General features: G+C 68.7%; 26 protein-coding genes, 1 pseudogene and 1 riboswitch. Of the genes and pseudogenes, 16 read left to right on the forward strand and 11 right to left on the reverse strand.

Features of this window, described 5'->3' with window-relative positions:
• Window positions 1–85 precede the first annotated feature (85 nt).
• The 6 genes and pseudogenes from CDA09_RS02350 (at window position 86) to CDA09_RS23805 (ending at window position 4,861) form a co-directional block, all read left to right on the forward strand.
• Window positions 86–754: a hypothetical protein gene (locus CDA09_RS02350; protein ID WP_286164356.1), complete on the forward strand. Its 669-nt coding sequence runs from the start codon at window positions 86–88 to the stop codon at window positions 752–754.
• A 62-nt stretch (window positions 755–816) separates the two neighbouring features.
• Window positions 817–2,337 (forward strand): helicase HerA-like domain-containing protein, encoded by a 1,521-nt coding sequence (locus CDA09_RS02355; RefSeq protein ID WP_121427152.1) that lies wholly within the window; start codon window positions 817–819, stop codon window positions 2,335–2,337.
• An 88-nt stretch (window positions 2,338–2,425) separates the two neighbouring features.
• Window positions 2,426–3,244, forward strand: a complete 819-nt coding sequence (locus CDA09_RS02360) for a DMT family transporter (protein ID WP_353616652.1) — start codon at window positions 2,426–2,428, stop codon at window positions 3,242–3,244.
• Window positions 3,245–3,319: 75 nt separating this feature from the next.
• Window positions 3,320–3,616, forward strand: a complete 297-nt coding sequence (locus tag CDA09_RS02365; protein ID WP_121427154.1) for a hypothetical protein — start codon at window positions 3,320–3,322, stop codon at window positions 3,614–3,616.
• 528 nt (window positions 3,617–4,144) lie between these two features.
• Window positions 4,145–4,441, forward strand: a pseudogene (locus CDA09_RS23800) (methyl-accepting chemotaxis protein); the annotation flags it as partial.
• Window positions 4,442–4,549: 108 nt separating this feature from the next.
• The gene (locus CDA09_RS23805; protein WP_502697099.1) at window positions 4,550–4,861 is read left to right on the forward strand and encodes a CZB domain-containing protein; all 312 of its coding nucleotides are present in this window, start codon (window positions 4,550–4,552) and stop codon (window positions 4,859–4,861) included.
• A gap of 56 nt (window positions 4,862–4,917) precedes the next feature.
• Here CDA09_RS23805 and metF read toward each other — a convergent pair whose 3' ends face one another.
• The 3 genes from metF to CDA09_RS02385 form a co-directional block, all read right to left on the reverse strand.
• On the reverse strand, window positions 4,918–5,751 hold the full coding sequence (gene metF / locus CDA09_RS02375; protein WP_121427156.1) for a methylenetetrahydrofolate reductase [NAD(P)H]: 834 nt from the start codon (window positions 5,749–5,751) through the stop codon (window positions 4,918–4,920).
• 12 nt (window positions 5,752–5,763) lie between these two features.
• Window positions 5,764–7,176 (reverse strand): adenosylhomocysteinase, encoded by a 1,413-nt coding sequence (gene ahcY, locus CDA09_RS02380; RefSeq protein ID WP_121427157.1) that lies wholly within the window; start codon window positions 7,174–7,176, stop codon window positions 5,764–5,766.
• Window positions 7,177–7,251: 75 nt separating this feature from the next.
• A riboswitch (S-adenosyl-L-homocysteine riboswitch) is annotated at window positions 7,252–7,316 on the reverse strand.
• Between the two features lie 47 nt (window positions 7,317–7,363).
• Window positions 7,364–7,882, reverse strand: a complete 519-nt coding sequence (locus CDA09_RS02385; RefSeq protein ID WP_121427158.1) for a DUF2242 domain-containing protein — start codon at window positions 7,880–7,882, stop codon at window positions 7,364–7,366.
• Window positions 7,883–8,225: 343 nt separating this feature from the next.
• Here CDA09_RS02385 and CDA09_RS02390 point away from each other — a divergent pair, with 343 nt between their 5' ends.
• The 3 genes from CDA09_RS02390 (at window position 8,226) to CDA09_RS02400 (ending at window position 9,426) form a co-directional block, all read left to right on the forward strand.
• A complete protein-coding gene (locus CDA09_RS02390; protein ID WP_121427159.1) occupies window positions 8,226–8,432 on the forward strand; it encodes a cold-shock protein in 207 nt (68 codons plus the stop codon).
• A 138-nt stretch (window positions 8,433–8,570) separates the two neighbouring features.
• Window positions 8,571–8,831 (forward strand): translation initiation factor IF-1, encoded by a 261-nt coding sequence (gene infA / locus CDA09_RS02395; protein WP_121430700.1) that lies wholly within the window; start codon window positions 8,571–8,573, stop codon window positions 8,829–8,831.
• Window positions 8,832–8,931: 100 nt separating this feature from the next.
• Complete coding sequence (locus CDA09_RS02400) at window positions 8,932–9,426, forward strand: cytochrome P460 family protein (RefSeq protein WP_121427160.1); 495 nt, start codon at window positions 8,932–8,934, stop codon at window positions 9,424–9,426.
• Between the two features lie 74 nt (window positions 9,427–9,500).
• Here CDA09_RS02400 and metK read toward each other — a convergent pair whose 3' ends face one another.
• A complete protein-coding gene (gene metK, locus CDA09_RS02405) occupies window positions 9,501–10,667 on the reverse strand; it encodes a methionine adenosyltransferase (RefSeq protein ID WP_121427161.1) in 1,167 nt (388 codons plus the stop codon).
• A gap of 237 nt (window positions 10,668–10,904) precedes the next feature.
• On the opposite strand from metK, the gene CDA09_RS02410 reads away from it, so the two are divergent.
• The 7 genes from CDA09_RS02410 (at window position 10,905) to CDA09_RS02440 (ending at window position 17,285) form a co-directional block, all read left to right on the forward strand.
• Complete coding sequence (locus CDA09_RS02410) at window positions 10,905–11,774, forward strand: lysophospholipid acyltransferase family protein (protein WP_121430701.1); 870 nt, start codon at window positions 10,905–10,907, stop codon at window positions 11,772–11,774.
• Window positions 11,771–12,652 (forward strand): lysophospholipid acyltransferase family protein, encoded by an 882-nt coding sequence (locus CDA09_RS02415; protein ID WP_121427162.1) that lies wholly within the window; start codon window positions 11,771–11,773, stop codon window positions 12,650–12,652. Before CDA09_RS02410 ends, CDA09_RS02415 begins: the two co-directional genes overlap by 4 nt.
• 125 nt (window positions 12,653–12,777) lie before the next feature.
• Window positions 12,778–13,611 carry a diaminopimelate epimerase gene (gene dapF, locus CDA09_RS02420; protein ID WP_121427163.1) on the forward strand — a complete coding sequence of 278 codons (834 nt, stop codon included), beginning with the start codon at window positions 12,778–12,780 and terminating at the stop codon, window positions 13,609–13,611.
• A gap of 91 nt (window positions 13,612–13,702) precedes the next feature.
• The gene (locus tag CDA09_RS02425) at window positions 13,703–14,353 is read left to right on the forward strand and encodes a DUF484 family protein (protein ID WP_121427164.1); all 651 of its coding nucleotides are present in this window, start codon (window positions 13,703–13,705) and stop codon (window positions 14,351–14,353) included.
• Between the two features lie 2 nt (window positions 14,354–14,355).
• Entirely contained in the window at window positions 14,356–15,282 is a 927-nt protein-coding gene (gene xerC / locus CDA09_RS02430) for a tyrosine recombinase XerC (protein ID WP_121427165.1), read from the forward strand.
• A 204-nt stretch (window positions 15,283–15,486) separates the two neighbouring features.
• Window positions 15,487–15,996 (forward strand): IclR family transcriptional regulator, encoded by a 510-nt coding sequence (locus CDA09_RS02435; protein WP_174718404.1) that lies wholly within the window; start codon window positions 15,487–15,489, stop codon window positions 15,994–15,996.
• Window positions 15,997–16,094: 98 nt separating this feature from the next.
• Window positions 16,095–17,285: a class I SAM-dependent rRNA methyltransferase gene (locus CDA09_RS02440; RefSeq protein WP_121427166.1), complete on the forward strand. Its 1,191-nt coding sequence runs from the start codon at window positions 16,095–16,097 to the stop codon at window positions 17,283–17,285.
• A gap of 31 nt (window positions 17,286–17,316) precedes the next feature.
• Here the strand turns inward: CDA09_RS02440 and CDA09_RS02445 are convergent, their stop codons facing one another.
• The 7 genes from CDA09_RS02445 to rlmH form a co-directional block, all read right to left on the reverse strand.
• On the reverse strand, window positions 17,317–17,670 hold the full coding sequence (locus tag CDA09_RS02445; protein ID WP_121427167.1) for a hypothetical protein: 354 nt from the start codon (window positions 17,668–17,670) through the stop codon (window positions 17,317–17,319).
• Between the two features lie 10 nt (window positions 17,671–17,680).
• The gene (ruvB, locus tag CDA09_RS02450; protein ID WP_121427168.1) at window positions 17,681–18,727 is read right to left on the reverse strand and encodes a Holliday junction branch migration DNA helicase RuvB; all 1,047 of its coding nucleotides are present in this window, start codon (window positions 18,725–18,727) and stop codon (window positions 17,681–17,683) included.
• 32 nt (window positions 18,728–18,759) lie between these two features.
• Entirely contained in the window at window positions 18,760–19,359 is a 600-nt protein-coding gene (gene ruvA / locus CDA09_RS02455; protein WP_121427169.1) for a Holliday junction branch migration protein RuvA, read from the reverse strand.
• A 22-nt stretch (window positions 19,360–19,381) separates the two neighbouring features.
• Window positions 19,382–20,344: a prenyltransferase gene (locus CDA09_RS02460; protein ID WP_121427170.1), complete on the reverse strand. Its 963-nt coding sequence runs from the start codon at window positions 20,342–20,344 to the stop codon at window positions 19,382–19,384.
• Window positions 20,341–21,795, reverse strand: coding sequence for a ribonuclease G (rng, locus tag CDA09_RS02465; protein ID WP_121427171.1), 1,455 nt, complete (start codon window positions 21,793–21,795; stop codon window positions 20,341–20,343). Before rng ends, CDA09_RS02460 begins: the two co-directional genes overlap by 4 nt.
• Before the next feature lie 105 nt (window positions 21,796–21,900).
• The gene (locus CDA09_RS02470; RefSeq protein WP_121427172.1) at window positions 21,901–22,521 is read right to left on the reverse strand and encodes a Maf family protein; all 621 of its coding nucleotides are present in this window, start codon (window positions 22,519–22,521) and stop codon (window positions 21,901–21,903) included.
• A gap of 103 nt (window positions 22,522–22,624) precedes the next feature.
• Window positions 22,625–23,095, reverse strand: a complete 471-nt coding sequence (rlmH, locus tag CDA09_RS02475) for a 23S rRNA (pseudouridine(1915)-N(3))-methyltransferase RlmH (protein ID WP_121427173.1) — start codon at window positions 23,093–23,095, stop codon at window positions 22,625–22,627.
• Window positions 23,096–23,129: the final 34 nt, after the last annotated feature.

Below are 23,129 nucleotides of genomic sequence, written 5' to 3' on the forward strand. Positions count from 1 at the left end.
CTAACTGCTTGCGGGCTGTTCCGGCAGTGGCCGGCTCTGGTAGATTCCCGTCATTATTTGCGACCGCGCATGCCGGAGGGCCGGCGTGAAGCGACGGCGCGATGCGAAGGGAGAGACGATGCGGCGCAGGCTCTTGCTGGGCGCGGTTCTCGCGCAACTATGCGCGGGGGGAGGGGTGCATGCGCAGGAGCAGACCCTGTACTTCGGCTGTACCGATGCGGAAGGCCGCAGCGTGGCCGCGGTGAGCGATCCCTCGCTCGAACGGGTGGTGGCGAGTCGTGCGGGGCGCACGCCGGAGATCCGCTACAACGAGGCGATCTTGCCGCGCCTGACACCGGAGTCGCGCCTGTTCCTGTTCGCGCACGAATGCGCCCGCCACAACCTCGGCCTGCCGCTCGCCGGCGCGCGCTCGGAAGCCGACGCGCGGCGCGCGGACTGCCACGGGCTGGAGTCCTTGCGGCGCTCGGGGCTGCTCGATGCGGCGCGCATCGACGCGCTCGAACGCGACCTGCAGTTCTCCGCCGACGAGTGGGAGCGCATCCCGGGGCCGTCGCGGACCTTCGCGCTGCGCGCGTGTGCTGCGCAGGCCGCCGCCCGCGGCATCCTCACGCGGACGACCCCGGCGCAGCCCGAATGGAACGCCTGCGTACGCGGCTGCGGCGAGCGGCTGCGCGCCTGCGCCCCGCGCGCGGCCGCGTGCGACGACGCCTACGAGCGCTGCGCCGCGCTGTGCGATTTCCGCTCGCCGCCCTGAGCGGCGCGCATTGCGCCGCTGCTTACCGAATCCGCCCTGAACGCACCCATGAGGCATCCGAAATGGCCGAACCGCTGCTGATCGCAAAGAACGCCCAGAAGGACATCACCCTGCTGCCCCGCCTGGCCAACCGCCACGGACTCATCACCGGCGCGACCGGTACCGGCAAGACCGTGACGCTGCAGAAGATGGCCGAGGCCTTCTCGTCGATCGGCGTGCCGGTGTTCATGGCCGACGTGAAGGGCGACCTGTCGGGGGCCGGCGCCGCGGGTGTCGCGTCCGAGAAGCTGATGCAGCGCCTCGCCGCGCTGGGCATCACCGAATACACGCCGCGCGCGAACCCGGTGGTGTTCTGGGACGTCTTCGGCGCAGGCGGGCACCCCGTGCGCGCGACGATCTCCGACATGGGGCCGCTGCTGATCGCGCGCCTGTTGAACCTCAACGACACACAGGCCGGCGTGCTGCAGCTGGTGTTCAAGATCGCCGACGACAATGGCCTGCTGCTGCTCGACCTGAAGGACCTGCGGGCGATGATCCAGCACGTCGGCGACAACGCGAAGTCCTTCACGACCGAATACGGCAACGTCTCCGCGGCGTCCATCGGCGCGATCCAGCGCGGCCTGCTGGCGCTGGAGCAGGAAGGCGGCGACAGCTTCTTCGGCGAACCGATGCTGGACCTTGCCGACCTGATCCAGGCCGACGGCGACGGCCGCGGCGTGATCAACATCCTCGCGGCGGAAAAGCTCTACCAGTCGCCCAAGCTGTATTCGACCTTCCTGCTGTGGATGCTGTCGGAGCTCTTCGAGCAGCTGCCCGAAGTCGGCGACATGGACAAGCCCAAGCTGGTGTTCTTTTTCGACGAGGCGCACCTGCTGTTCAGCGACGCGCCGAAGGCGCTGGTCGAGAAGGTCGAGCAGGTCGTGCGCCTGATCCGCTCGAAGGGTGTCGGCGTGTACTTCGTGACGCAGAACCCGCTCGACGTGCCCGAGACGGTGCTCGGTCAGCTCGGCAACCGTGTGCAGCATGCCTTGCGCGCTTTCACGCCGCGCGACCAGAAGGCGGTCAAGACCGCCGCCGAGACGATGCGCGCGAACCCGGCGTTCGACGCCGCGACCGCGATCACCGAACTGGGCGTCGGTGAGGCGCTGGTGTCCTTCCTCGACGACAAGGGCCGCCCGGACGTCGTCGAGCGCGCGTTCGTGATCGCGCCCGCGTCGCGCCTCGGCCCGCTGACGCCCGAGGAGCGCAAGGCCGCGATCCAGGGCTCGGTGCTGTACGGCCACTACGAGCAGCAGCTCGACCGCGAATCGGCCTACGAGAAGCTGCGCGGGCAGGGCGCCGCCGGCGCGGCCGGGACGCCCACGGGTGCGCCGGCGGGACAGGCGCCGGCAGGGCAGGAGGGCGGGGGCATGCTGGGCGGCATGAGCGACATCCTCTTCGGCTCGACCGGGCCGCGCGGCGGCAAACACGAGGGGCTGGTCGAGGTCGCGGCGAAGACCGTCGTGCGCACGATCAGCAGCTCGGTCGGGCGCGAGATCGTGCGCGGCCTGCTCGGTTCGCTGCTGGGCGGACGCCGCCGATGAGGCGCCGCAACTGAGCGGCCGGCCCTCCCCGAACCGCACCGGGCTGCTCTTCGCGACGCTCGGCGCGGTCGGATTCTCGTTCAAGGCGATCTTCGTCAAGCTCGCGTACCGCTACGGCGTCGACGCGGAGACGCTGCTCGCCCTGCGCATGGGGCTGTCGCTGCCCTTCTTCCTCGTGATGGGGCAGGTCGCCGACCGGCGGGCCGCGCACCGGCTGGGGGGCGGCGACTGGCTGTGGATGGTGGCGCTGGGCTTCTCCGGCTACTACCTGTCGAGCTACCTCGACTTCCTCGGCCTGCGCTACATCACCGCCGCGCTCGAACGCCTGATCCTGTTCCTCTATCCGACCCTCGTGATCCTCCTGTCGGCGCTGTTCCTCGCGAAACCGATCGGCCGGCGCACGCTCGCGGCGCTGGCGTTGTGCTACGCGGGCATCGGCCTCGCGGTCGGGCACGACCTCCACGTCGCTGGCGAGGCGCGCGACGTCGCCGCGGGCGGCGCCCTGGTGTTCGCCAGCGCGCTCTTCTACGCGCTGTACCTGATGGGCAACGGGCAGGTCGTCGGCCGGCTCGGGGCGATGCGCGTGACCGCGTTTGCGACCAGCGTCGCGTGCGTGCTGTGCATCGGGCAGTTCCTCGTGCTGCGGCCGGTTTCCGCGCTCGACCTGCCCTGGCAGGTGTACGCGCTCGGCGCGACGATGGCCCTGATGTCCACGGTCGCCCCGGTATGGCTGGTGTCGGAGGCGATCCGCCGCCTCGGCGCCGGGCCAGTGTCGCTGATGGGCTCGCTGGGGCCGGTCGTGACGATTTTCCTCGGCTGGCTGCTGCTCGACGAGGGGCTCGGCGTGTCGCAGCTCGCCGGTGCGGCCCTGGTGATCGCGGGCGTGCTGGTGATGGCGCGGCGTTGAAGCCTGTTCGCGGCAACTCGCGCGGAGCGGGAGCGGTCCAACCGGACGTCCCCGCCCCGTGCACGAGGTCGAGCCATGACGCCAGAATCGGTCGAATCCCTGATTGCCGAGATCGAAGCCGAGGATCACATCGATTTCGGCGAGCTCGCCATCGGCGAGGAGGAGGCGCGCAGCCTCATGGCGCGCCATTTTTGCGACATCGACCGCAAGCTCGCCGAACACGGCCTCAGCGCCGAGGGCCGGCTGGAGGTGATGGCTGCGATCGCGGCGCACACCATGGTCGAGAACCTGGTGCTGCACCTGGGGCGCCTGCGCGGCGCCGCGGCGACGGCGGACTTCCGTGCGTGGATGCGTCGCCACGGCCTGTCCTGAAGGCCCGTCTTGCACCGGTCAATAAGAATTTCGATCCCGACTAAACTGCGTGAGATTCCTGCCGATATGTCCACCGTGGGAGACGGCGCGCGCGTCAGCGGCGCCGGAACCGATGCACTCTGACAGCAGGGGGAATGCAGCATGGGATGGTTTGGAAGCGGTGCCGAACTCGCGGCCCTGAGGCAGGAGCTGGCGGCAAACCGGGAGGCGCTGGAGCGCGAACGCGCGCGTTCGGCGGAGCTCGAGGCGCGGCTCGCGGAGCAGGGTAACGAGGCGGATGCGGCGACGCAGCGTCGGGCGATGCTCGATGCGCTGTTCGGCAACCTCAAGACTTATGGCGATTCACTGATCTCGGTCCAGGGGACCTTCGCCCAGCTGGCCGAGGGGCTCGGCCGGCAGCAGGACGTCGCCCGCAAGACGACGGCGTCGGCAGGCGGCAGCGCAACGACGATCGACCGGATCTCGAAGAATCTCGACCTCCTCGCCGAGGAGACCCACGGCACGGTCGCTTCGGTGCATCAGCTCAACGAGCGCGCCGGCCAGATCGACGGCATCGTCCGCCTGATTCGCGAGATTGCGGACCAGACAAACCTGCTCGCGCTCAATGCGGCGATCGAGGCCGCGCGCGCGGGCGAGCAGGGGCGCGGCTTCGCGGTCGTCGCCGACGAGGTGCGCAAGCTCGCCGAGCGCACGGCGTCGGCGACGAACGAGATTTCCGAGCTGGTCGGCACGATCCAGGGCGAAACCGGCCAGACGCAGGAAATGATCCACGCGCTGGCGAGCAAGGCCGCGGAAGCCGCCGAGGAAGGGCGCCACGCGCGGGAAAGCATGACCGAGCTGGTGGGCATGTCGCAGGAGGTGGCGGACACGATGGAGGGGGCCGCGGTGCGCAGCTTCGTCGAACTGGCGAAGCTCGACCACCTGATCTACAAGATGGAGGTCTACAAGGTCGCCACGGGCAATTCCGCCAAGCGCCCCGACGAATTCTCCGACCACCACAAGTGCCGGCTCGGCCACTGGTATTACGACGGCGCGGGCAAGCGCTTCGTGTCGCTGCCGGCGTTCCGGCGTCTGGAAGCGCCGCACGCGCGGGTGCATGAGAGCGGCCGCCGCGGCCTCGAGCGCCTGCTGTCGGGCGACAACCCGTCCGGCCTGCAGGACATCGCGGCGATGGAAGCCGCGAGCATGGAGGTGCTCGACTGCCTGCAGGAAATCGCCGGCAGCGTGCACGTGCAGGGGAGCTGAGTCCGGCTGCGTGCGCGAACCCGGGCGCCCCCGCCTGCGCGGAGGCGCCCGTTGTTTCAGACGAGCCTGAGGCGCTCGCAGATGGCCGTCGTGAGGCCGGCCTGGTTCATGCTGTAGAAGTGCAGGCCGGGGGCGCCGGCGGCGATCAGCCGTTCGCACAGTTCGGTCACCACATCGAGGCCGAAGGCGCGGATGGACTCCGTGTCGTCGCCGAAGGACTCGAACTTCCGGCGCATCCAGCGCGGAAGCTCCGCGCCGCACGCGTCCGAGAAGCGCGCCAGCTTGTAGAAGCTGACGATCGGCATGATCCCGGGCACGATGGGGATGTCGACGCCCATCGCACGCACCTCATCGACGAAATGCAGGTACGCGTCGGTATTGTAGAAGTACTGCGTGATCGCCGAATTCGCGCCCGCGTCCGCCTTGCGCTTGAACGCCTTCAGGTCGTCCCGCGGGCTCTTCGCCTGCGGGTGCCATTCCGGGTAGGCCGCAACCTCGATGCGGAAGCGGTCGCCGGTTTCGGCGCGGATGAATTCCACCAGCTCGTTCGCGTAGCGGAACTCGCCCGGATCGCCCACGCCCGACGGCAGGTCGCCGCGCAGCGCGACGATGCGACGGATGCCCGCGGCCGCGTAGTCGGCGAGGATCTCGCGGATGCCCGCGCGCGTCGAGCCGATGCACGACAGGTGCGGTGCCGCCTCGAAGCCCTGCGCGGCGATCTCCTTCACGGTCGCGAAGGTGCGCTCGCGCGTCGAGCCGCCGGCGCCGTAGGTCACCGAGAAGAACGCGGGCTTGAGGCGCGCGAGCTTGTCGCGCGTCGCCCGCAGCTTCTCCTCGCCGTCGGGCGTCTGCGGCGGAAAGAACTCGATCGAAAGTTCAGGCTTGTGCATGACGCACCCCGATCAGTAGCGGTAGTGGGCCGACTTGTACGGGCCCTGCTTTGACACGCCGATGTAGGCCGCCTGCGCATCGGTGAGTTCGGTGAGCTGCGCGTTGAGCTTCTTCAGCTGCAGGCGCGCGACCTTCTCGTCGAGGTGCTTGGGCAGCGTGTACACGCCCACCGGGTAGTCCGCGGTGCGCGTGTACAGTTCGATCTGCGCGATTGTCTGGTTCGCGAACGACGAGCTCATCACGTAGCTCGGGTGGCCGGTCGCGCAGCCGAGGTTCACGAGGCGGCCCTTGGCGAGCAGGATGATGCGTTTCCCGTCCGGGAAGATCACGTGGTCGACCTGCGGCTTGATCTCTTCCCACTCGTACTTCTCGATCGACGCGACGTCGATCTCGTTGTCGAAGTGGCCGATGTTGCACACGATCGCCTGGTCCTTCATCCGCGCCATGTGGTCGTGCGTGATGACGTGGTAGTTGCCGGTGCAGGTGACGAAGATGTCGGCATGTTCGGCGGCGTAGTCCATCGTCACCACGCGGTAGCCTTCCATCGCCGCCTGCAGCGCGCAGATCGGGTCGATCTCGGTGACCCACACCTGCGCCGAGAGCGCGCGCAGCGCCTGCGCCGAACCCTTGCCGACGTCGCCGTAGCCCGCGACCAGCGCAACCTTGCCGGCGACCATCACGTCGGTCGCGCGCTTGATGCCGTCGACGAGCGACTCGCGGCAGCCGTACAGGTTGTCGAACTTGGACTTGGTGACCGAGTCATTGACGTTGATCGCCGGGAACTTCAACTCGCCGCGCTCGTGCATCTGGTACAGGCGATGCACGCCGGTCGTGGTCTCCTCGGTGACGCCCTTCACCTGCGCGAGGCGGGTCGAGTACCAGCGCGGATCCTGCGCGAGCTTGGCGCGGATCGCGGCGAAGAGGATGGTTTCTTCCTCGGAGCCCGGCTTCGCCAGCACGGAAAGATCCTGCTCGGCGCGTGCCCCGAGGTGCAGCAGCAGCGTCGCGTCGCCGCCGTCGTCGAGGATCATGTTGGAGTAGACGCCATCCTTCCATTCGAAGATGCGGTGCGTGTAGTCCCAGTAGTCGGCGAGCGTTTCGCCCTTCACCGCGAAGACGGGAATGCCTTCGGCCGCGATCGCGGCCGCGGCGTGGTCCTGCGTCGAGAAGATGTTGCACGAGGCCCAGCGCACCTCGGCACCGAGCGCGGTCAGCGTCTCGATCAGCACCGCGGTCTGGATCGTCATGTGCAGCGAGCCGGTGATGCGCGCGCCCTTGAGCGGCTGGGCGGCGGCGAATTCCTCGCGGATCGCCATCAGACCGGGCATCTCGGTTTCCGCGATGCGGATTTCCTTGCGGCCCCAGTCGGCGAGCTTGAGGTCGGCGACGACGTAATCGGTGAAGGTTTCAGCCACAGTGTTCATGTGAACTCCTTGAACGTGTGGCCGGGAAGGGGTGCTGCGGGTGGGCTCACCTCGTCACCCCGTGCCCGGCACGGGTTAAGGTGAGCGCAGTTCCGGATAGCCGAGCCTGGGACGGGAGTCTCGCAGCGCTCCTCGGCGAGGGCGGATTATAGCGTAGGTGCTGCCGGATGCCGCAAGGCGCCGCCGATCAGCTGCCCTGCAGCGAATCGATCAGGCTGAAGAGCCGCTTGTAGAAGTCCGGATCCGAGATCGTTTCCTCGCCGACCTTGATCAGCGCTTCCTTGTCGGCGGTCCACGGCAGCGAAATGGATCCGATGCCCGCGACGCCGACGCCGGCGCTGGTTGCCGAGGATTTCAGCTCGTAGCGCGTCTGCAGCGCGTTCGCGTAGATCGCGGTGCCGACGTTGCTGGGCAGGCACACCAGCGTGATGTTGAGCGTCATGCCGTAGTTGGCTTTCGGCAGGAAGAATTTTTCGCCCTTGATGCGCGTGGTCTTCACCGCATCGACCTGATAGCCCTGGCTCAGCAGCGCACGCTTGGCCACTTCGCAGGCGGCGTCCGGGTCGCGGGTGCTCCAGGTGACGAAGGGCGATTCGGCCGAGAAGCTCTCGCCCCGGTAGGCGGCAGGAGGGGGGGAGGAGGCGCAGCCGGCGAGCAGCAGTCCCGAAAGCAGCAGGACAGGGAAGCGACGCGCGGAATGAAGCATGAGGTCGATCCGGAATGGGGTTGCGAAAACGGATATTAGAGCATCCCGCGGGCTCGCGGTTCGGCGTTGCGGGCTTCTCGCGCCCCTCGGCGTCAGGCGCTGCTAGCCGTGTACAGGACGGGCGCGCGCGGTGCCCGGCGTGCCGTGAAAAGTGTAAAAATTCATATTTTGTTTGCAAGACGAGGCAATGCGGTCCATAGTGCCCCCAGCGATCTTCAAGTAGCACAGTTGTTTGCTGGTCCGGTTTCTGCTGTTTCTGCGGTACTCCCTCCTCTGCATCCTGCCGTCTTGATCCTCGCCCGCGCCTTAGGGCAAATCTTTTATTTTTCAGGATATTCAAGACATGGCAGCAGGTACCGTGAAGTGGTTCAACGACGCCAAGGGCTTCGGCTTCATCACCCCGGAAAACGGCGGTGACGATCTCTTCGCCCATTTTTCCGCGATTCAGGGCTCTGGCTTCAAGACCCTGGCCGAAGGTCAGCGCGTCACTTTCGACGTCACGACCGGCCCGAAGGGCCAGCAGGCGTCGAACATCCGCGTGGCCGACTAAGTTCGCGCCGGCGCGGCGGGCATGCCGCGCCCCCGGTCCCGACGGGACCGGGAATCCGGAGTCCGTTCCGGAACGCATTCGCAAAGGCCTGGCACAAGCCCGGCCTTTTCTTTTTTCCGACTCCCAAGGAGAACTATCATCGCCAAGGAAGAACTGATCGAAATGGGTGGAGTGGTGACCGAGGTCCTGCCCGATGCCCGATTCCGTGTGACCCTCGACAACGGTCACGACCTCGTGGCGTATTCCGCAGGCAAGATGCGCAAACACCACATCCGCATTCTGTGCGGCGACAAGGTTTCGCTGGAACTGTCGCCCTATGACCTGAGCAAGGGGCGCATCACGTTTCGCCACATCGAAGGTCGTGGCCCGGTGAGCCCGCAGGCGCGGCGCCGCCGCTGAAACTTTTTCCCTGCCGGGAACAATTCGCGCTCGTCGGCTGTTTGAGTTGAGTGTGCGCCGCACCTGCGGGCACGCTTTTCCCCGACGACGAGGATTTTCCATGAGCAAACGATTCCCCGCGCTGGTTGGCGCGCTGTTTTGCGCCGCGACATCGGCTTTTGCCGTTGAGCCGGCCCCCAATGGCATCACGCTCCCCGAAGGCTATCGCCAGTGGCAGGTGCTGGCGGTGCATCAGCGCTCGGACAACACGACGCTGCGTGCCGTGCTCGGCAACGACGCTGCCGTGAAGGCGGCGCGCGAAGGCAAGACCAATCCGTGGCCGGATGGCGCGGTGCTCGCCAAGCTCGTGTGGAAGGGGGTGAAGCACGACCGCTGGGAAACGGCGCTTGCGCCGGGCGATTTCGTGCATGCCGAATTCATGGTCAAGGACAGCGCCAAGTACCCCGCCACCGGCGGCTGGGGGTTCGCGCGCTGGGTTGGCATGGCGCAGAAGCCTTACGGCACGGATGCGAACTTCGTGCAGGAGTGTTTCAATTGCCATCAGCCGGTGAAGGACCGGGACTTCGTCTTCACCCACCCGGCCCAGCTGCCCTGAGTGCGGACGCCCGCGGGCGCTGACCGCCCCGGCGGGCGCCGGGGCGGTGGGACGGCGCGCGTCCCGCGAGGGGCCTACAGCCCGGCGTCGGCGCGCAGCGCGGCGGCCTTGTCGGTGTTCTCCCACGTAAACTCCGGCTCGTCGCGGCCGAAGTGGCCATAGGCGGCGGTCTTGCCGTAGATCGGGCGCAGCAGGTCGAGCTCCTGGATGATCGCCTTCGGCCGCAGGTCGAAATGGCGCCGGACCAGTTCGACGATCTTCTCGTCGGTGATCTTGCCGGTGCCGAAGGTGTTGACCATCATCGACACCGGCTTCGCGACGCCGATCGCGTAGGCGACCTGCACTTCGCAGCGCTCGGCGAGGCCTGCGGCGACGATGTTCTTCGCGACCCAGCGGCCGGCGTAGGCCGCCGAGCGGTCGACCTTGGACGGGTCCTTGCCGGAGAACGCGCCGCCGCCGTGGTGGGCCGCGCCGCCGTAGGTGTCGACGATGATCTTGCGGCCGGTGAGGCCGCAGTCGCCGTGCGGGCCGCCGATGACGAAGCGGCCGGTCGGGTTGATGAGGTAGCGCACCTCGTTCTGCATCAGCTCCTTCGGCAGCACCGGCTTGATGACCTCCTCGATCACCGCCTCGCTGATCTGCGCGTGCGACACCTCCGGGCTGTGCTGCGTCGACACGACCACGGTGTCGATCGCGACCGGCTTGCCGTCGACGTATTTCACCGTGAGCTGGCTCTTCGCGTCCGGGCGCAGCCAGTTGAGACGGCCGTCCTTGCGCAGCTCGGCCTGGCGCTGCATGATGCGGTGGGCATAATAGATGGGCAGCGGCATCAGGCTCGGCGTCTCGTTGCACGCGTAGCCGAACATCAGGCCCTGGTCGCCCGCGCCCTGGTCGAGATCCAGGCCTTCGCCTTCATTGACGCCCTGGGCGATGTCGGCCGACTGGCGGTTGATCGCGGCGAGCACCGCGCAGCTCTTGTAGTCGAAGCCGATGTCGGAGTTGTCGTAGCCGATGCGGCGGATGACTTCCTGCGCGATCTCGCGGTAGTTCGGATGCGCGCTGGTGGTGATCTCGCCCGAGATCACGACGAGGCCGGTCGACACCAGCGTCTCGCAGGCGACGCGCGCCTTCGGGTCTTCCGCGAGGATCGCGTCGAGGACGCCGTCGGACACCTGGTCCGCGACCTTGTCGGGGTGGCCTTCCGAGACCGATTCCGAAGTGAAGAGGAATTCCTTGCTCATACGTTGCTCCTGAAAACAAAAATCCCCGGTGCTATCCGGCGTTGCCGGCTCCGGGGATTTCGTCGAGCAGGCGACGCTTTAGCAGTATTTGTTCGCCGCGACCGGTCTGGTGCGCTCGCGGCTCCGCCCTGCAAGTTGTCGTATTAACTCGGCGGGTAAGCGATAATTATAGCTTCCGAATTCAGTCGGTCAACGCGCGTCGCCCGCCGGGCCGTGCCTGCGCCGACGCTTGTGACCGTGACCGTCGATTTCCTGTTCCGCGTTCTCGCCCGCTTCCCACTCGCCTGGCTGCACCGCCTGGGCGGCCTCGCCGGCTGGCTGACCTGGCGCTTCTCGCCGAAGTACGCCCGCCGCCTCGAAGAAAATCTCACGCGCGCGCTCGGGCGCAAGGATCCGGCGATCCTGCGTGCGGCGATCCGCGAAGCCGGGCGCCAGGCGCTGGAACTGCCATACGTGTGGCTGCGGCCGCAGGACGAGGTGCTGGCGCGTGTCGTCCGCGTCGAAGGGGCCGAACTCCTCGAACGGGCGCGCGCCGACGGCGCCAGCGTGCTGCTGCTGACGCCGCACCTCGGCTGCTTCGAGCTGTGCGCGCAGTATTGTTCGATGCACGGTCCGATCACCGTGCTGTTCCGCCAGCCGCGCAAGGCGGCGCTGGGGCCGCTGATGGAGGCGGGGCGCGCGCGCGGCAACGTCAGGGTCGCGCCGGCCGACGTCTCCGGCGTGCGCCGCCTCTTGAAGGCGCTGCGCGGGGGCGAGATGGTCGGCATGCTGCCGGACCAGGCGCCCGGGGAGGGTGAAGGGGTGTGGGCGCCGTTCTTCGGCAAGTTTGCATGGACGATGACGCTCGCGGCGCGCCTGTCCGAAGTGAAGGGCGTGCGCGTGATCATGCTGTGGACCGAACGCCTGCCGCGCGGCGCGGGCTACGTGCTGCGCCTGTCCGAGCCGGCCGAGCCGATCGTCGGTTCGCTCGAGGAGCGTTGCGCGGCGATCAACCGTGCGATCGAGCGCCTGATCCTCGCCTGCCCGCAGCAGTACCTGTGGGGCTACAACCGCTACAAGCGCCCCGCCGGGGTCGAACCGGCGCCGGCTGAAGGGGGGGCGCAATGAGACTCTTCAGCTATCTCGCGGTCGCCTTCTTTTGGCTGTTGCACTGGCTGCCGCTGCCGGTGCTGGCTTTCCTCGGGCAAGGCCTGGGCGAACTGCTGCACCTGTTGGCGCGCCAGCGTCGCCACGTCGTCGACGTCAATCTGCGCCTGTGCTTTCCGGAACTGGACGCCGCGGCGCGCCGGCGTCTCGCGCGCGCGCATTTCCGCGCGCTCGGCCGCAGCCTGCTGGAGCGCGGGCTGTTGTGGTGGGCGAGCGCGGAGCGGCTGAAAGGGATTGTCCGTTTCGAAGGCCTGGAGCACTTGCGCACGCTGGTCGAGGCCGGTACGCCGGTGATGATGCTGTCACCGCATTTCCTCGGCCTCGACATGGGCGGCGCGCGCATCGCGATGGAATTCGACAGCGTGAGCGTCTACGCGCGGCAGAAAAACCCGGTCTTCGACCGTCTGCTCTACCACGGCCGCAGCCGCTTCGGCGATCAGCTGCTGCTGTCGCGTCAGGACGGGGTGCGCGGCACCGTGAAGGCGATGAAGGCGGGGCGGCCGTTCTACTACCTGCCGGACCTCGACTATGGCCGCAAGGAAACGATTTTCGTGCCTTTCTTCGGCGTGCCGGCGGCGACGATCACGGGCGTGTCGCGCCTGTCGCGGCTCGCCCGCGCGGCGGTCGTGCCGTGCGTGACGCGCCAGCTGCCCGGCGGGCGCGGCTACGTCGTCGAACTGGGTGTGCCCCTGCCCGATTTCCCGACCGAGGATGCCGAGGCCGATACCCTGCGCATCAACCAGTGGATCGAGTCGGTGGTGCGCACGATGCCGGAGCAGTATTACTGGGTGCACCGGCGCTTCAAGACGCGCCCGCCGGGCGAGAAGCGGCCCTATTGATCCCTGCCCGGCTGCCGTTCTCGTCGCCTTCACCGACGCGGCCGTCGCTGGACTCCCCCCGCATGCTGCGCGAGAATTCCCCGATTCGGCTCGCGCCGCTTCGAACCTTCTGACCGGAACCTTTCATGCACCTGCGCTTTGCCAAAATGCACGGCCTCGGCAACGACTTCGTCGTCATCGACGCCGTGCGCCAGTACGTCGAACTCACGTCCGAGCGCGTCCGTTTCCTCGCCGACCGCCATTTCGGCGTCGGCTGCGACCAGCTGCTGGTGGTCGAGCCGGCGACGCAGCCCGGCGTGGATTTCCGCTACCGCATCTTCAACGCCGACGGCGGCGAGGTGGAGCAGTGTGGCAACGGCGCGCGCTGCTTCGTGCGCTTCGTGCATGAACAGGGGCTCACCGCGAAGCGCGAGATCCGCGTCGAGACGAAATCCGGAGTGATCGCGCCGCGCCTCGAGGACAGCGGCCTCGTCACCGTCGACATGGGCGTGCCGGTGCTCGAGCCGGCGCGCGTGCCCTTCGTCTCGGATTCGGATGCCGTCGTGCAGCCGCTCGATGTCGCCGGCACGCCGGTCGCGATCACCGCGGTGTCGATGGGCAATCCGCACGCGGTGCAGGTCGTGGCCAACGTCGATGCCGCGCCGGTGGCGACGCAGGGTCCGCTGATCGAGCATCATGGGCGCTTTCCTGCCCGCGTCAATGCGGGTTTCATGCAGGTGGTGGATGAGCACCGCATCCGCCTGCGCGTATACGAGCGTGGCGCCGGCGAGACGCTCGCCTGCGGCACGGGGGCGTGCGCGGCGGTGGTCGCGGGCATCCGGCGCGAGCTGCTGGTGTCGCCGGTACGCGTCGAGACGCGCGGCGGCGAGCTCGCGATCGCCTGGGCGGGGCTCGGCGAGCCGGTGCTGATGACGGGGCCGGCCGTGACGGTATTTGCCGGCGAGCTCGAGCTCGCCTGATCGAGGCGGGCGGTGCCGTGTCATCCACGCGCCGTGCCGATTGCCAACGAACACGCGCGGGCGCGAACCGTCCGCAGGGAGTGGTCTTTCCATGAATGCAGCCGACGTCGCACGCTATCTCAAGGAACATCCGGATTTTCTCGCCGACCACGGCGAACTCTTCACCGAGCTGACCGTTCCGCATCCGCACGGCGGGCAGGCCATCTCGCTCGCCGAGCGCCAGCTGCATGCGCTGCGCGACAAGATCCGGCTTCTCGAAGGCAAACTCTCCGAACTCATCCGTTTCGGCGAGGAGAACGACGAGATCGGCGAGAAGATTCATCGGCTGACGCTGGATCTGCTCGAGGCCGAGGACTACGAAAGCCTGCGTCATGCGCTGTTCGAGAACCTGCGCGACGATTTCGCCGTGCCCAACATCGCGCTGCGTGTCTGGAACTCGGTGCTGACCCGCGAGAGCGAGGATTTCGCGCCGGTCGGCGAGGCCGTGCGCCTCTTCGCCGGCGACATGCGCCATCCTTATTGCGGCGCGCCGGCCAACCTCGAAGTGCTCGAGTGGTTCGGCACCGCCGCGGCGCACGTGCGCTCGGTCGCGCTGGTCCCGCTGCGGCGCGACGCGCAGGTCTTCGGCCTGCTCGCACTCGGCAGCCAGGAGAGCGAGCGCTTCTACCCCGAGATGGGCACGCTCTACGTCTCGCGCATCGGCGACATCGTCGCCGCAGCGCTGCGCCGCCAGCTGGGTTGAGCATGACGGGCCGCGACGCCCCGGCCGTTGTCGCGGATCAGCCGCCGCCCGCGTGGCTGGCGGACTATCTCGGCTATCTCGCGACCCAGCGCCGCGCCGCGGCGTTGACGCTGGAGAACTACCGCCGCGATCTCGAACGCCTGCAGCGGCTCGCCGACGGGCGCCCGCCGCAGGCGCTCACGGGGCACGACATCCGCCGCTTCGTCGCGCGCATGCACGGCGAAGGCCTGGGCGGGCGGTCGATTGCGCGCGTGCTGTCGGCCTGGCGCGGGCTGTTCCGCTGGTTCATCCGCCAGCGCCGGGAGATGGAGGCGAACCCCGCGGAAGGCGTGCGCCCGCCGAAATCGCCGCAGACGCTGCCGAAGGCGCTGTCGCCCGATCAGGCGCAGGCGCTGCTCGACGCCGAGCCCGACGACGGGCTGGAAGTGCGCGATCACGCGATGTTCGAGCTGCTCTATTCCTCCGGACTGCGCCTCGCGGAGCTCGCTGCGCTCGACGTCGGCCCCGCCCTCGACCTCGTCGAGCGGCTGGTGACCGTGCGGGGAAAACGTAACAAGATGCGTACCGTTCCGGTCGGCTCGCAGGCCGTCGCGGCGCTGCAGGCGTGGCTCGCCCAACGCGGCCATTTCGCCGCCGGGGACGAGGCGGCGCTCTTCGTCACGCGCAGCGGCACGCGCATGAGCGCCGGGGCGGTCCGCTCGCGCCTGGCGCGCTGGGCGCAGACGCGCGGGCTGGGCGTCCACGTGCATCCCCACATGCTGCGCCACAGTTTCGCGAGCCACGTGCTGCAGTCGAGCGGGGACCTGCGGGCCGTGCAGGAGCTTCTCGGCCACGCCAGCATCCGTAGCACACAGGTATATACGCATCTCGATTTCCAGCACCTCGCGAAGGTCTACGACGCAGCGCATCCCCGGGCCCGCCGCCGCTGACGACGCTTTCCGCCGCGGCGCGGCGGAAATACCTTTTAAATATTGTTTGCTTGTGCAGTGGTGCCCAAATCGGGTAGCGAAAATCCAGATCGGGAGTCGCGCGTGCGCTATGCTCGAAACGGGCATGACCCGATGAGCCGGGTTGGCCGATCCCAACACGTCTGCCTTACGTCGGTTGGTGGAGACGTCAGGGTCAAGGCAGCCATGAGCCGCATTATTAAAGAAGACAAGGAAGCCATCGGCCCGCACGCCGGAGAGCGCGGGTATGCGGTGGAGGAGGGCGCTTGCGCCAGTCCGCTACGTGCTGCGGCGATCCTGCTTGCGCGCTACCAGGTCCGCAGCCTGAGGCGCCTGTTCGAAGAGTTCGAGCGCGACATCCTGTTGCCGCTGCTGCTCGGCGAAATTGCGCTGCATAACATCGGTGCGCTCGAGAACAACAGCGAGTCTGCACTGGACCTCGACGCCAACGCGCTCGCGTCCATCATGCGTCCGTGCAATGCCTACTCGATCGCCGCTGCGACGGGTCTGCCGCGCGAGACGGTGCGGCGCAAGATCGTGCGCCTGGTCGAGCTCGGCTGGATCGCGCGCCGCGAAAACGGCCATCTGTTCCTGACGCCACGCGCGATCGATCATTTCGGCCGCCTGCTGGGCTCGCGCGATTTGCCCGAACTGCTCGACACCGCCGACCGCATCCGCCGCCGCCTGCAGGAGTAGGGGGCGGTTGCGTCGCCATCGGACGGCGGCGCGTTGGCTGGCGAGGCGGGGCGCGCGGCGATAAACTCACGCGCCTGATTTCCTCCGCGGTCCGCACCATGTCCAAGCTCGTTCTCCATCCCGGCAAGGAGCGTTCGCTCCTGCGCCGCCACCCGTGGGTGTTCGCCGGTTCCGTGGCCCGCCTCGAAGGCCGCGCGCGACCCGGCGATACCGTCGAAGTCGTCGCCGACGACGGCCGTCCGCTCGGGCGCGCCGCGTGGTCGCCGGAGTCGCAGATCCGCGCGCGCATGTGGACCTTCGCGCCCGACGAATCGATCGACCACGCCTTCTTCAAGCGCCGCGTCGCCGAATCGGTCGCCCGCCGCGCGACCCATCCGCTGCTCGCGCACGAGAGCGGCGTGCGCCTGATCCACGGCGAATCCGACGGCCTGCCGGGCGTGATCGCGGATCGCTTCGGCGACGTGGTCGTGGTGCAGCTCACCAGCGCGGGGGCCGACAAGTGGCGCGACGCGATCGTCGCCGGGCTGGTGCAGGCCACCGGCTGCAAGGTGGTGTATGAACGTTCCGACTCCGACGTGCGCAAGCTCGAAGGCCTGGCGCCGACAACGGGGTGCGTGCATGGCGAGCTGCCGCAGGACATCCTGACCATCGTCGAGAACGACGTGCGCATGGAAGTCGACGTCGTCGCCGGGCACAAGACCGGTTTCTACCTCGACCAGCGCGACAACCGCAAGCTGACCGGGCTGCTCGCGAACGGGCGCAGCGTGCTGAACTGTTTCTGCTACACCGGCGGCTTTTCGCTGCAGGCGCTCGCGGGCGGCGCGGCCTCGGTGCTGTCGATCGACTCATCGGGGCCGGCGCTGGATGTCGCGCGCCGCAACGTCGTGCTGAATCCGCAGCTCGATGCGGGGCGCGCCGAGTGGCTGGAGGCCGACGTGTTCGCGGCGCTGCGTGCGCTGAAGGCCGAAGGGCGCCGTTTCGACCTGATCGTGCTCGATCCGCCGAAGTTTGCGCCGTCCGCCGCGCATGTCGACCGCGCCGCGCGCGCGTACAAGGACATCAACCTCTTCGGCTTCCGCCTGCTCAACCCGGGCGGCATCCTGATGACTTACTCGTGCTCGGGCGGCATCGGGCTGGAACTCTTCCAGAAGATCGTCGCCGGCGCGGCGAGCGATGCGGGTGTCGATGCGCGCATCCTGCACCGGCTGTCCGCGGCAGCGGATCACCCGGTCGGTCTGGCGGTGCCGGAGGGCGAATACCTGAAGGGGCTGGCGGTTCAGATCGGCTGAGGACGCCTCGTGGGGCGGGGTGAAATCCGCCCTACTGCGGAGCGACGGCGTTGTCCGGTGCGCGCCAGTCCGGGTTCGGCCCGCGCTCGCCGAGCGTGAAGGCGGCGCCGACGAGGCCCAGCGCGAGCAGGATCAGCAGGAAGTAGCGGAGCTGCCAGCCGGGAGATGGCGTGCCGCGAACGCCGCGCGCCGCGCGCGCGATCACCATCGCGCCGAGGCCGGCGATCGTCAGCAGGCCGGCGCCCAGCAGTTGCGACGACAGGCCGCCGAGCCGGACCCCCTGCGCGGGATCGAAGCGGTCGGGCCAGAAGAAGGCCGGGCCCCCCAGCAGCCAGGCGCCGCCGAGCAGGCACAGCACCATCGTGAAGGCGACGAAGGCGCGCATGGGTGCGGGGTCAGGCGCCGAACAGATCGTCGCCGCGCCCCGGGTGGGCGAGGCCGAAATGCTCCCAGATCGCCGCGGTGGCGATGCGCCCGCGGGGCGTGCGCTGCAGGTAGCCCTGCTGGATGAGGTAGGGTTCGAGCACGTCCTCGATGGTGTCGGACGACTCGCCGATCGCCGCGGCGAGGTTGTCGAGGCCGACCGGGCCTCCGGCGAATTTTTCCAGCATCGCGCCGAGCAGCTTCCGGTCCATCAGGTCGAGGCCGAGGTGGTCGACGTCGAGCATGCGCAGCGCGGCGTCCGCGACCTTGGCGGTGATGTCGCCGCCGGCCTTCACCTGCGCGTAGTCGCGCACGCGGCGCAGCAGGCGGTTGGCGATGCGCGGGGTGCCGCGCGAGCGGCGGGCGATCTCGAAGGCGCCGTCGTCGTCGATCGTGACGTCCAGCAGGCGCGCCGAGCGGCCGACGATGAAGGCGAGCTCCTCCGGCGTGTAGAACTCCAGCCGCGCGACGATGCCGAAGCGGTCGCGCAGCGGGTTCGTCAGCATCCCCGCACGCGTCGTCGCGCCGACCAGCGTGAAGGGCGGCAGATCCAGCTTCACCGAGCGCGCCGCGGGCCCTTCGCCGATCATGATGTCGATCTGGAAATCTTCCAGCGCCGGGTACAGGATCTCCTCGACGACCGGCGACAGGCGGTGGATCTCGTCGATGAAGAGCACGTCGTGCGGTTCGAGGTTGGTCAGCAGCGCGGCGAGGTCGCCGGCGCGCTCGAGCACCGGCCCCGAGGTCTGGCGGAGATTCACGCCCATCTCGGTGGCGACGATGTGCGCGAGCGTGGTCTTTCCCAGGCCCGGCGGGCCGAACAGCAGCACGTGGTCGAGCGCTTCGCTGCGCTGGCGTGCCGCGGCGATGAAGATCTCCAGTTGTTCGCGGATCTTCGCCTGGCCGACGTATTCGGCGAGCCGCTTCGGGCGCAGCGCGCGCTCGACGGCGTCCTCCTGGCGGTCGGCGGGCTGCGCGGAGATCAGGCGCGGGGCCTGCAGCTTGTCGGTTTCGATCATGGCGGGAGTTTAGCGCAGCGCGAGGCGGCGTTTCAGCCCTTCGACAGGCTCTTCAGCGCGAGGCGGATGCCGTCCGACACGCCGCTGTCCTCCGGCACCGCCTTCATCGCGCCGAGCGCTTCCTTCTCGTTGTAGCCGAGCGCGAGCAGGGCGTTGAGGATGTCGCTGCGCGCGTCCGGTGCCGCCACGACGACGCCCGGCGAGACCGTCGCCCCCAGCGTCGGCAGCGCCTTGCCGAGCTTGTCGCGTAATTCCAGCAGCAGGCGCTCGGCGGTCTTCTTGCCGATGCCGGGAATCTTCACGAGGCGGCCGGCCTCCTGCAGCGCGACGGCCTGCGCGAGGTCGGTGACCGACAGGCCGGACAGCACCGCGAGCGCCGTGCGTGCGCCGATGCCGGACACCTTCAGCAGCTGGCGGAAGGCCGCGCGCTCGTCGGCGCTGGCAAAGCCATACAGGAAGTGGCCGTCCTCGCGCACCGCGAGGTGCGTGAACAGTGACACCGGCTGGCCGGTCGCCGGCAAGCCGTAGAAAGTGCTCATCGGCACATCGATCTCGTAGCCGACGCCCTGCACGTCGACGACGATCTGGGGGGGATTCTTTTCCAGCAGGTTGCCGGCGATGCGTCCGATCATGTGTTCAGGTCCGAAGATTGGGTCAGGCGTGGCGTGCAAACGCGAGCGTTGCAGCGAGCACGAGGCCGTGCAGGTTCGCCGCGGCGATCGTCAGCTTGATCGCGGGCCGCAGTTCGGCCGGCTCATCGGCGTGCTCGCGCAGCTGGCGCGCCGCATGGAAGGACAGCACCAGCGTCAGCGCCGCCGCCGCGCAGGCCTGCGGCAGGTTGTAGCGCCCGACCTGCAGCACGAGCCAGCCGTAGGCCGCGAGCGCGATTGCGAAATAGCCCCATTTCGCGGTGTCCGCGCCGAGGCGCACGACCAGCGTGCGCTTGCCGGCAGCCTCGTCGCCCGCGCGGTCGGGAAACTGGTTGATGAACAGCAGGTTCGCGACCAGCAGCGCGAACGAGACGCCCGCCGCGACCGGTGTCCACGCGAAGGTGCCGCGCTGCACGAAATCCGCCCCGACGACGACCAGCAGCCACGCGCCAGCGATCGCGAGTTCGCCCAGCCCGCGGCTCGCGAGTTTCAGGGGCGGCGCCGAGTAGGCCCAGCCGAGGACCAGCCCCGCGAGCCCGATCGCGAGCAGGCCGCTCCCGGAACCGTAGGCGAGCCACAGTCCCGCGGGCACGACCAGACCGAAGAGTGCATAGGCGAAGCGCGCGGTCTGGCCGGTCGTCAGGACGCCGTTCTGGATGAAGCGGCTGCCGCCGGTGAAGGGGTAGAGCCGGTCCGCGTTCGCATCGTCGGCGCCGCTCAGCGCGTCGTGGTAGTCGTTGAGCACGTTCGCGCCGGCATGCGCGAGCAGCGCGAACAGCACCGTCACGGCCGCGCGCAACGCATCGAGCGCGACGCCGTCCGCACGGGCCGCGGCCAGCCCGATCAGGCAGCCGACCAGCGTGACGGAGAGGAAGGCGGGCCGCGTCGCCGCGAAATAGCGCAGCGGCGCGCTGCCGAAACGCTGCTTTGTCGGCTCCGCGCCGCGGGATGTCGCGCGGGCCGTCACAGCAGCACGATGTCGAACTGTTCCTGCGAGTAGCTCGCTTCCGGGTGCAGCGAGATCTTCTTGCCGATGAAGTCCGACAGCATCGCGAGCGATTGCGATTCCTCGTCGAGGAAGAGGTCGATGACGTTGGGCGCGGCGAGCACGCGGAATTCGCGCGCGTTGAACTGGCGTGCCTCGCGCAGCAGCTCGCGCAGGATCTCGTAGCACACCGTGCGCGCGGTCTTCACTTCGCCGCGGCCGCCGCAGGTGGGGCAGGGCTCGCACAGCAGGTGGGCGAGCGATTCGCGCGTGCGCTTGCGGGTCATCTCGACGAGGCCCAGCGCGGTGAAGCCGTTCACCGTCATCTTCGTGTGGTCGCGCGCGAGCGCCTTGCGGAACTCGTCGAGCACCATGTCGCGGTGCTCGGGGTTTTCCATGTCGATGAAGTCGATGATGATGATGCCGCCGAGGTTGCGCAGGCGCAGCTGGCGCGCGATCGTCTGCGCGGCCTCGAGGTTGGTCTTGAAGATCGTGTCGTCGAAGTTGCGCGCGCCGACGAAGCCGCCGGTGTTCACGTCGACGGTGGTCATCGCCTCGGTCTGGTCGATGATCAGGTAGCCGCCCGACTTCAGGCTCACGCGCCGCGCGAGCGCTTTCTGGATTTCTTCCTCGACGCTGTGCAGGTCGAAGAGCGGGCGCTCGCCGCCGTAGTGTTCGAGCAGCGGCAGGACCTTGGGGCTGTATTCGGACGCGAAGGCGGTGAGCTTCTGGAAGTTCTCGCGCGAGTCGATGAGGATGCGCGTGGTGTCGTCGTTGACGAGGTCGCGCAGCACGCGCTGGCCCAGGCCGAGGTCCTCGTACAGCACCGCGGGCGGGACGCGGCCGGTGGCGCTGTTGCGGATCTCGCCCCACAGCTTCCTCAGGTAGGCGATGTCGGCGGCGAGCTCCTCGTCCGAGGCCGACTCCGCCATCGTGCGCACGATGAAGCCGCCGGCTTCGTCCTCGGGCACGAGGCGCGTGAGCCGCTCGCGCAGCGCCTCGCGCTCGGCCTCGTCCTCGATGCGCTGAGAGATGCCGATATGCTTTTCCTGGGGCAGGTACACGAGCAGCCGCCCGGCGATGCTGATCTGCGTCGACAGGCGCGCGCCCTTCGTGCCGATCGGGTCCTTCAGCACCTGCACGGTGAGGTTCTGGCCTTCGGCGAGGATGCGCTCGATCGGCTTGCCGGTGTCGCCGTTGTGGCGGTCGCTCCAGATGTCGGCGACGTGCAGGAAGGCGGTGCGCTCGAGGCCGATGTCGATGAACGCCGACTGCATGCCCGGCAGCACGCGCACGACCCGCCCGAGGTAGATGTTGCCGACGATGCCGCGGCTGGCGGTGCGCTCGACGTGCAGTTCCTGCACGACACCCTGTTCGACGATCGCGACCCGCGTCTCCTGCGGTGTGAAGTTGATGAGGAATTCGATGCTCATGGACTGACTGCCAATGGGAAATGCGCAAGCGCAGACGTGAGGCACCGATTGCGCATTGCCCATCGAGGGCGCGGCCCGACGCCCGGGGGCGGGAGCCGCCCGAGCTTACAGCGGATAGCCGAAGGCGTCGAGCAGCTGTGCGGTCTCGAACAGCGGCAGCCCCATGATTCCGGTGTAGCTGCCACGGATCTCCTCGATGAAGATCGCCGCGCGCCCCTGGATGCCGTAGGCGCCGGCCTTGTCCATCGGCTCTCCGGTGGCGATGTAGTGGCGGATCTCGAGGTCGGTGAGCGCGCGAAAGCGCACGTCGCTGGTGCTGATGCGGCTGCGGGTCTGCGTGCCGTCGCTGATGGCCACCGCGGTCAGCACGCGATGCGTGCGTCCCGACAGGCGGCGCAGGATCGCGGCGGCATCGGCCGCGTCGGCCGGCTTGCCGATGATCTCGCCATCGAGCGCTATCGTCGTGTCCGCCGACAGCACCGGGTAGAGCGGCAGGGTGCGCCACTGCAGGCGCCGCCAGCCGGCTTCGGCCTTGACGAGGGCGATGCGCTCGACATAGTGCTCGACCTCCTCGCCCGGCAGCGGCGTCTCGTCGACGTCCGCATCCGCGCCGCGTTCGCCGCCGCGAAACACCAGCAGATCGAAGGGCACGCCGATCTGGCGCAACAGTTCGCGCCGGCGCGGGCTGCGCGAGGCGAGGTAGATTCGGGCTTGGAGACTGGACATGAGTGCCGGAAAATCAGGGGCGGGGCGCCGCAATTGTTATGCCGGATTCTACCCTCCAATGCCCCGCAGGCGATTGCCGCGCAAGCCGCGCCGCGGTCATGCCTTACTCGCGGTGGTAGGGGTGGTTCTTCAGTACCGTCCAGGCGCGGTACAGGGCCTCGGCCAGCAGGGGGCGCACCAGCGCGTGCGGGAGGGTGAGGCTCGACAGGCGCAGACGTTCATGAGCGCCGGCCTTGAGCGCCGGCGCCAGCCCGTCGGGGCCACCGACGATCAGCGCGACGTCGGCCCCGTCCGCCTGCCAGGCTTCGAGCCGGCGCGCGAGCTCGACGGTCGTGAGGTCGGCGCCGCGCTCGTCGAGGATCACGCGGCGGCAGCGCGGCGGCAGCGCCGCTTCGATGCGCGCCGCCTCGGCCGTCATCATCGCCTCGACGGTCTTGCCGGTGGTACGCGGTTCGGCCTTCACCTCGACGAGTTGCAGCGGCAGCTCGCGCGGCATGCGGCGCGCGAATTCGTCGAAGCCGGCCTCGACCCACGCGGGCATGCGGGTGCCGACGGCGACGATCGAGAGCTTCACGGGAGGTGGGGGCGGGTTTGCAGCCGGCCGATGG

Source organism: Azoarcus sp. DN11, from assembly GCF_003628555.1.
In the GTDB taxonomy this organism is placed as follows: domain Bacteria; phylum Pseudomonadota; class Gammaproteobacteria; order Burkholderiales; family Rhodocyclaceae; genus Aromatoleum.

Bases quoted from the DNA above. Each gene is read 5' to 3' on its own strand.
- CDA09_RS02435 (WP_174718404.1), top strand. From the start codon at position 15,487: ATGAGCCGCATTATTAAAGAAGACAAGGAAGCCATCGGCCCGCACGCC.
- ahcY (WP_121427157.1), bottom strand. From the start codon at position 7,176: ATGAACACTGTGGCTGAAACCTTCACCGATTACGTCGTCGCCGACCTC.
- CDA09_RS02415 (WP_121427162.1), top strand. From the start codon at position 11,771: ATGAGACTCTTCAGCTATCTCGCGGTCGCCTTCTTTTGGCTGTTGCAC.
- CDA09_RS02425 (WP_121427164.1), top strand. From the start codon at position 13,703: ATGAATGCAGCCGACGTCGCACGCTATCTCAAGGAACATCCGGATTTT.
- dapF (WP_121427163.1), top strand. From the start codon at position 12,778: ATGCACCTGCGCTTTGCCAAAATGCACGGCCTCGGCAACGACTTCGTC.
- metF (WP_121427156.1), bottom strand. From the start codon at position 5,751: ATGCACAAGCCTGAACTTTCGATCGAGTTCTTTCCGCCGCAGACGCCC.
- CDA09_RS02355 (WP_121427152.1), top strand. From the start codon at position 817: ATGGCCGAACCGCTGCTGATCGCAAAGAACGCCCAGAAGGACATCACC.
- CDA09_RS02390 (WP_121427159.1), top strand. From the start codon at position 8,226: ATGGCAGCAGGTACCGTGAAGTGGTTCAACGACGCCAAGGGCTTCGGC.
- CDA09_RS02445 (WP_121427167.1), bottom strand. From the start codon at position 17,670: ATGCGCGCCTTCGTCGCCTTCACGATGGTGCTGTGCCTGCTCGGCGGC.
- CDA09_RS02470 (WP_121427172.1), bottom strand. From the start codon at position 22,521: ATGTCCAGTCTCCAAGCCCGAATCTACCTCGCCTCGCGCAGCCCGCGC.
- CDA09_RS02385 (WP_121427158.1), bottom strand. From the start codon at position 7,882: ATGCTTCATTCCGCGCGTCGCTTCCCTGTCCTGCTGCTTTCGGGACTG.
- CDA09_RS02365 (WP_121427154.1), top strand. From the start codon at position 3,320: ATGACGCCAGAATCGGTCGAATCCCTGATTGCCGAGATCGAAGCCGAG.
- CDA09_RS02440 (WP_121427166.1), top strand. From the start codon at position 16,095: ATGTCCAAGCTCGTTCTCCATCCCGGCAAGGAGCGTTCGCTCCTGCGC.
- CDA09_RS02400 (WP_121427160.1), top strand. From the start codon at position 8,932: ATGAGCAAACGATTCCCCGCGCTGGTTGGCGCGCTGTTTTGCGCCGCG.
- xerC (WP_121427165.1), top strand. From the start codon at position 14,356: ATGACGGGCCGCGACGCCCCGGCCGTTGTCGCGGATCAGCCGCCGCCC.
- metK (WP_121427161.1), bottom strand. From the start codon at position 10,667: ATGAGCAAGGAATTCCTCTTCACTTCGGAATCGGTCTCGGAAGGCCAC.
- ruvA (WP_121427169.1), bottom strand. From the start codon at position 19,359: ATGATCGGACGCATCGCCGGCAACCTGCTGGAAAAGAATCCCCCCCAG.
- ruvB (WP_121427168.1), bottom strand. From the start codon at position 18,727: ATGATCGAAACCGACAAGCTGCAGGCCCCGCGCCTGATCTCCGCGCAG.
- CDA09_RS23805 (WP_502697099.1), top strand. From the start codon at position 4,550: ATGGAGGTCTACAAGGTCGCCACGGGCAATTCCGCCAAGCGCCCCGAC.
- rng (WP_121427171.1), bottom strand. From the start codon at position 21,795: ATGAGCATCGAATTCCTCATCAACTTCACACCGCAGGAGACGCGGGTC.